The 6333-nt window shown below is 55.7% G+C and carries 8 protein-coding genes; 2 read left to right on the top strand and 6 right to left on the bottom strand.

Going from position 1 to position 6333, the window contains the following annotated elements:
- Nucleotides 1–134 precede the first annotated feature (134 nt).
- The gene (gene zigA, locus M0974_RS12635; RefSeq protein ID WP_297836774.1) at nucleotides 135–1343 is read left to right on the top strand and encodes a zinc metallochaperone GTPase ZigA; all 1209 of its coding nucleotides are present in this window, start codon (nucleotides 135–137) and stop codon (nucleotides 1341–1343) included.
- Nucleotides 1344–1362: 19 nt separating this feature from the next.
- Here zigA and M0974_RS12630 read toward each other — a convergent pair whose 3' ends face one another.
- Nucleotides 1363–1719, bottom strand: a complete 357-nt coding sequence (locus M0974_RS12630; protein WP_297836772.1) for an NADH:ubiquinone oxidoreductase — start codon at nucleotides 1717–1719, stop codon at nucleotides 1363–1365.
- A gap of 40 nt (nucleotides 1720–1759) precedes the next feature.
- On the opposite strand from M0974_RS12630, the gene M0974_RS12625 reads away from it, so the two are divergent.
- Nucleotides 1760–2722, top strand: a complete 963-nt coding sequence (locus M0974_RS12625; RefSeq protein ID WP_297836770.1) for a GTP-binding protein — start codon at nucleotides 1760–1762, stop codon at nucleotides 2720–2722.
- Between the two features lie 39 nt (nucleotides 2723–2761).
- Here M0974_RS12625 and M0974_RS12620 read toward each other — a convergent pair whose 3' ends face one another.
- The 5 genes from M0974_RS12620 to M0974_RS12600 form a co-directional block, all read right to left on the bottom strand.
- Nucleotides 2762–3157 (bottom strand): DUF3301 domain-containing protein, encoded by a 396-nt coding sequence (locus tag M0974_RS12620; RefSeq protein WP_297836767.1) that lies wholly within the window; start codon nucleotides 3155–3157, stop codon nucleotides 2762–2764.
- Between the two features lie 120 nt (nucleotides 3158–3277).
- Entirely contained in the window at nucleotides 3278–3763 is a 486-nt protein-coding gene (locus M0974_RS12615; protein WP_297836764.1) for an acyl-CoA thioesterase, read from the bottom strand.
- A 198-nt stretch (nucleotides 3764–3961) separates the two neighbouring features.
- Entirely contained in the window at nucleotides 3962–4369 is a 408-nt protein-coding gene (locus M0974_RS12610) for an SMI1/KNR4 family protein (protein ID WP_297836762.1), read from the bottom strand.
- Between the two features lie 160 nt (nucleotides 4370–4529).
- The gene (locus M0974_RS12605; RefSeq protein WP_297836761.1) at nucleotides 4530–5375 is read right to left on the bottom strand and encodes a Tim44 domain-containing protein; all 846 of its coding nucleotides are present in this window, start codon (nucleotides 5373–5375) and stop codon (nucleotides 4530–4532) included.
- A gap of 262 nt (nucleotides 5376–5637) precedes the next feature.
- Nucleotides 5638–6333: 3'-5' exonuclease (locus tag M0974_RS12600; RefSeq protein ID WP_297836758.1), on the bottom strand; the 696-nt coding region annotated here is incomplete at its 5' end.

The following is a 6333-nucleotide window of genomic DNA, read 5'->3' as shown; positions in this document are numbered from 1 at the left end:
GGCCATCAAACCGTTCAAAACATGATTCATCGAAGCGACCTTTGCCAGACAGGTTGGCTATTTTGTGTTGTTATAATATAACATCAATGAACCGATTACTGTTTTGATGCCTTGCGCCCGATGAGGATTACCTGATGCCCAACCGTTTACCCGTCACCGTACTGTCCGGATTTCTCGGCGCAGGTAAGAGCACCTTACTCAATTACGTGCTGCGCAACCGTGAGCATCTTAAAGTCGCGGTGATCGTCAACGACATGAGTGAAATCAACATCGACGGCAGTGAGGTTCAGCGGGATGTGAGCTTGAACCGCGCTGAAGAAAAGCTCATCGAAATGACCAATGGCTGCATCTGCTGCACTTTACGTGAAGACCTGCTTGAAGAGGTCAGTCGGCTGGCGCAAGACGGCCGTTTTGATTATTTGCTGATTGAGTCCACTGGGATCTCCGAACCACTGCCGATCGCAGAGACCTTTACCTTTCGTGATGAGCAAGGCAAAAGCCTGGCTGACATGGCGCGCCTAGACACCATGGTCACGGTGGTAGACGGTATGAACTTCCTTCTCGACTATCAGGCCGCTGAGAGCCTGGCGACCCGCGGTCAGACCCTGGGTGAGGACGACGAGCGCTCGATTACCGATTTGCTGATCGAGCAGATCGAATTTGCAGATGTGATTCTGATCAGCAAGATTGACCTGATCAGCTCTACTGAGCGCCGGGAGTTGCTCGCGATTCTGCAACGGCTCAACGCTCAAGCAGAAATTATCCCCATGGTCATGGGTGAAGTACCGCTGAAAAAAATTCTCAATACTGGACGTTTCGATTTCGAACGGGCTTCGCGGGCACCCGGTTGGCTTAAAGAATTACGCGGTGAGCATGTGCCGGAAACTGAAGAATATGGCATTGCCTCGACGGCCTACCGAGCACGTCGGCCGTTTCATCCACAGCGGTTTTATGACTTCATCGACCGTGAGTGGATCAACGGCAAGCTACTGCGTTCCAAAGGTTTTTTCTGGCTGGCGAGCAAACACCAGGATGCCGGAAGCTGGTCGCAAGCCGGTGGTTTGATGCGTCATGGCTTCGCCGGTCGCTGGTGGCGTTTCGTGCCCAAACAACACTGGCCGCAAGATCAGGAAAGCGCAGCGGCGATCATGGAAAATTGGATCGAAAAAACCGGCGATTGCCGCCAGGAGTTGGTGTTTATCGGGCAACATATTAATTTCGCACGGCTTGTCGACGAGCTGGACAGTTGCTTGCTGACTGATGAGGAGATGGCGCTGGGCACTGAGGCGTGGCGCTCATTCGACGACCCCTTTGGCCCATGGCACGAAGAGGAGGCCGCATGATGCTGGCTGGCCTGAGCGTTCACGGCGTCTGCCATTTACCCTGACTCTGACCTTCGCAAAACGGTTTGAGGTAATGGGCATCGGTGGCAACGCCGTAATAGTGAATGTTTTGGTGATAGGGCATATTGGCGACTTGTGCGTTGTCGCATACACCAAACGCGCCCACGGGGCATTGCTCGACAAACGTAACGTCGACTTTCTGCCCGGCAAACTGCGGTTGGCAGAAACCGTTGTGGAACAATTTTGTCGGAATGTTGCGGTTCTCTTGGCAGACTTTTACATCGAGCCGTTCAGCTTGGGTATGGACCACGCAGGCTTCTGCCCAGACCTTGCTTGATGAAATCAGCAGCAGTATTGCCAGCCCGATCACGCGCATCGTTTACCCCGTACCTTTCACTCTCAAGAAACCGGCCACTATGTTGCAGAACATTCCGACCCATGTCATTGCCGGCCCATTGGGTGCAGGCAAAACCAGCCTGATCAAACAGCTGCTGGCGCAAAAACCGGCAGACGAGCGCTGGGCTATTTTGATCAATGAGTTTGGTCAGATCGGTCTGGATGCCGCGCTGTTGACCACGGCGCAGGATGGTATCGCACTTGGCGAGGTCGCAGGAGGTTGCCTGTGCTGCGTCAATGGGGCGCCGTTTCAGGTTGGCCTTGGTCGGTTATTACGAAAAGCGCAGCCGGACCGGCTATTCATCGAACCTTCTGGGCTGGGGCATCCGGCGCAGTTGATGGAGCAACTGCGTGATCCGCCGTGGGAAGGTGTACTGGCTGTTCAGCCCTGTGTATTGGTGCTCGATGCCGCAGCCCTTGCCGCCGGTCAGCCCTTGCCGCAAAGCCAGCGAGCGGCGTTGATCCGCGCGGGTTTGTTGGTCATGAACAAGTCTGAAGGTTTGAGCCCCGCAGCGCGCAACTTACTGGCTGAAGGGTTGCTCAATCGTCCATTGTTCTGGACGGAGCAAGGCATGTTGCCGCTGTCGCAATTACCGGGTGTGGATATGCGCGCCAACGCGGCTGTGGATAACTTCAATCCACCGAAGGGGCTGGCGCAGTTGCCGGCGATCTGGACCGATCCGCGCCAGCCAATTTGCCTGAGCCAAGGCCAGCCGGAGGGCTGGAGCATTGGATGGCGTTGGCACCCCGGCCAGCAATTTGAATTGATGCGTGTGCAGCAATGGCTTGGCAGTCATGTGTGGCGGCGGGCAAAGCTGGTTATCCACAGCAACGCGGGTTGGTTGTCAGGCAACGCACTGGATGGCGCAGCGATGCACTGGCAAAACAGCGAATGGCGTGGAGACTCGCGATTAGAGCTGATTTTTAGTGTGCCTCAGGACGAGGCAAGGTTACAGGCGGAGCTTGCTACATGCCTGGTCTAGACGAGTTATGCACAGTTCCGTCGACTTATGCACATCGATCTACAGCTTGCGTTTGATGTGATTTTCGCGCCATTGGCTCATTTCGATCACATTAGGGCTGCTCGGCGGCGGCGTTTTGATTTCAAACGGATAGGGCGCCAGTTCGATCTGAGCAGTGTGAGCGCCGAACATCGTAATCGTGCCGGGGTGCCGCTGCTCGCCCGTCACGGTGAACTCAAAGTTATACACACGGGCGAGCCGCTTTGTGCCATTGGCGTCGCGTGCAAACGTAAGGCGGCGCAACGCCACGTTTTCGTCCAGCAATTCTATGTCGAGTTTCGCGCAGTGCTGCTTGACCCGCGCCAACGCACGCTCGCGCAGGCCGTGGGAATGCCACAACCATGCGGCGCCCGATGCCAGCACCATCAAGACAAAAAGATTATCCAGCGTCAGCATGAAAATGTGCTCCACCAAAGGACGTCCAGCTTAACTGGGTCTGACGATTTTCAGCCATACCGCTCGACTTAACTGTCGTCAGATATCTTTTTATTAGTGTTCTGTTCAGCAACTTGTTCTTTACGGTGCTTCTTCCTTGATTTCCTGGTAACGCTTTTCAAGTTCCTGGCGCAGCTGGCGCCGTTGCTTGGCCTGAACGAAGCGACGCTTGTCTTCGCTGGTCTGTGGCTCAAGGGGCGGCACGGCGGCAGGCTTGCGCTGATCGTCGACGGCTACCATGGTGAAGAAGCAGCTGTTGGTATGCCGCACCGAGCGCTCACGGATGTTCTCTGTGACAACCTTGATTCCGACTTCCATCGAGGTATTGCCGGTGTAATTGACTGACGCGAGGAAGGTCACCAGTTCGCCGACGTGAATGGGTTCACGAAAAATGACCTGATCCACCGACAGTGTCACCACATAACGACCGGCGTAACGGCTAGCGCAGGCGTATGCTACTTCGTCGAGGTACTTGAGTAGTGTGCCACCGTGGACGTTGCCAGAAAAATTGGCCATGTCCGGTGTCATCAATACAGTCATCGAGAGTTGGGCGTTTCCGGGTTCCATAGCGTACTCACGGGTGTGGGGTATGTCAGAAGTGCACCTTATGGCGGTGCTTACGTTCTTGGTCGGTTTTTTATACATCAATATTCGGGACGACGGCGAATTGGCCTTCGTCACGTCAATATGTATATTGGGTCCCACAGAGTGATATTTAGCTGGAGCCGTCCTGGCGTTGCGCCGGAACGGCTTCCTGATGTCGGCTCAGCTTTCCAGCCAGACATCCCGGGCCCAGTGCCAGACTGACTCCCAGCTTTCTTCAGTGACCAGCTCTTCTTCGGCGGACCACAGCACCACAGTGCCATCTTCTTCCACGCAGTAGTAATCGTCGCCGTTTTGGCAGATCGGGATCAACTCGCGAGGAACGCCGATGTCCCACGCCGTTGCACAGACTTCTGGCAAGTAGGTGTGAGACTGCGGGTCCATCACGGTGACGGGTTCCAGACTGCCATAAACCACGTCGCTGACAGTCAGCAGGAACTCTTTAAAGACGTAAGGAATATTGATGAACAGCTGTTCCTCAATCTCTACCAGAACGTCTTCATCCGGCAATTCGAGGGGTACGGGTACCCGTTCGTTTTTTTCACGCAGCTCTTCAATGACTTCTTCCACGACCTAGATCCTCTAAACTGTTGGCGCGGGTTATACAGTAGCGTAAAGCGTTTCTCAAAATAACTACCCGAACGGATAAAACAAAACCCCGGCCAAGTGACCGGGGTTTTGTGTGTCCATGGGTCGCTACTCGCAGTAGCTACCCAAGGTATAGCGCGAATCAGCCGTTTTGGCGGATACCGGCAACCAGCCAAGGCTGATTGTCACCTTGCGGGCGCTCCATGTTCCAGCTTTCGCTGAACACTTCACCTTTATCGAAGCGCGAGGTCTTCGACAAGCCGGAGAAGGTCAGTGTGGCAACGGTTTTATCCGAGCGATCATCCAGACCATCGAGTTGCACGGCCAGGTTATCGATGTACGTCGATTGGAAGCCGTCGCCCAGGCTGGCGCGTTCTTGCTTGAGGAATTGCAGCATCTGCGGCGTGACGAACTCGGCAATCTTGTCCATTTCGTTGGCGTCCCAGTGCTGTTGCAGCGACTGGAAATGACCGCGGGCGGCATCAAGGAAGTTTGATTCGTTAAACCAGGCCGGCGCATGGATTGCCGGGCTTGGCGCAGCACCGCCTGACGAGCCGCCGAACATCGGCGCTTGAGCCGATTGCTCGGTGGTCTCGCGCTGAAATGGCGTGTGGCCGGCTGCGGCCATGTCTGGCTGCTGCTTGCGGCGACGCGCGGCGATAAACCGGAATATCACGAAAGCGATGACGGCCATGATCAGAATGTCGAAGAACTGCATGCCGTGGAAGCCGCCGCCCATGAACATTGAGGCCAGCAGGCCACCTGCTGCGATGCCGGCCAACGGTCCGAGCCAGCGAGACGCACCGCCTGCAGGACTTGCAGCAGCGGCCCCTGGAGCGGCAGATGGAGACGAGGAAGGTGCTGCTTGGCGCGTTTGATGGCTAGGCGCAGAACCGAAAGATTTGCCGCCACCGAAGCGCGCGTTGGCGTCGAGGCTCATTGTGAGCCCGATGCACAACACCATTACGATGCTTAAAAAACGTTGCATAAGGGATTCCCATTTGTGGATTGCATGCGCGTCATGTTGCACACGAGCCATGGCGATGGCTAGCGACTTAATGTTTCGGGCTTTTACTGGATTAGCTGAAGTCCGATTCTGTGTGGCTTGTAGGACAGTTCTCTGTAGGGCTGTGTGTCAGCTATAAAAGCTTCCCGAATGAATTCGGTCCCACAGGAGGTCGCCTATTACCTGTAGGACCGAATTCATTCGGGAAAGTAGCCGCGCGGTGTTTCAGAAAACCGCGCCGGGTTTAAATCGCCTCAAGCTTCGCATAGCCCATCATCAGCCATTTGCTGCCTTCGTCGAAATTCACTTGGACCCGCGCCTGAGCGCCTGCGCCTTCGAAGTTCAGAATAACCCCTTCGCCGAACACTGAGTGTTGCACCCGTTGACCCAGGCTAAAAGCAGTTTCTGGAATACCGGTGCCATTGAACAGGCTGCTGGTGCCCATCTTCTGCACGCCACCGAACGGTCGACTGACACTATTTGACAGCCGAACTTCCTGAATCAATAGCGGCGGAATCTCGCGGACGAAGCGCGAAACCTTGTTGTAGGTTTCAGTGCCATATAAACGGCGGGTCTCGGCGTAGGTCATCACCAGGTTCTGCATCGCCCGGGTAATGCCCACATAGGCCAGGCGGCGTTCTTCCTCAAGGCGGCCGGGCTCTTCCAGGCTCATCTTGTGGGGGAACAGGCCTTCTTCCATGCCCACCAGGAACACGTAAGGAAACTCCAGGCCCTTGGCGCTGTGCAAGGTCATCAGTTGGACGCTGTCTTCATGCTCATCGGCCTGGGTATCGCCCGCTTCCAGCGACGCATGGCCGAGGAACGCGGCGAGCGGGGTCAGCTCTTCATCGGCCTCGGTGTTTTCAAACGCGCGGGCGGCGCTGACCAGTTCCTCAAGGTTTTCGACCCGGGCCTGGCCTTTCTCACCTTTTTCCGCTTC

Origin of the sequence: Pseudomonas sp. (assembly GCF_026224925.1) — a bacterium.
Taxonomy (GTDB): Bacteria; Pseudomonadota; Gammaproteobacteria; order Pseudomonadales; family Pseudomonadaceae; genus Aquipseudomonas.
This window is presented reverse-complemented; position numbering and strand designations above follow the sequence as displayed.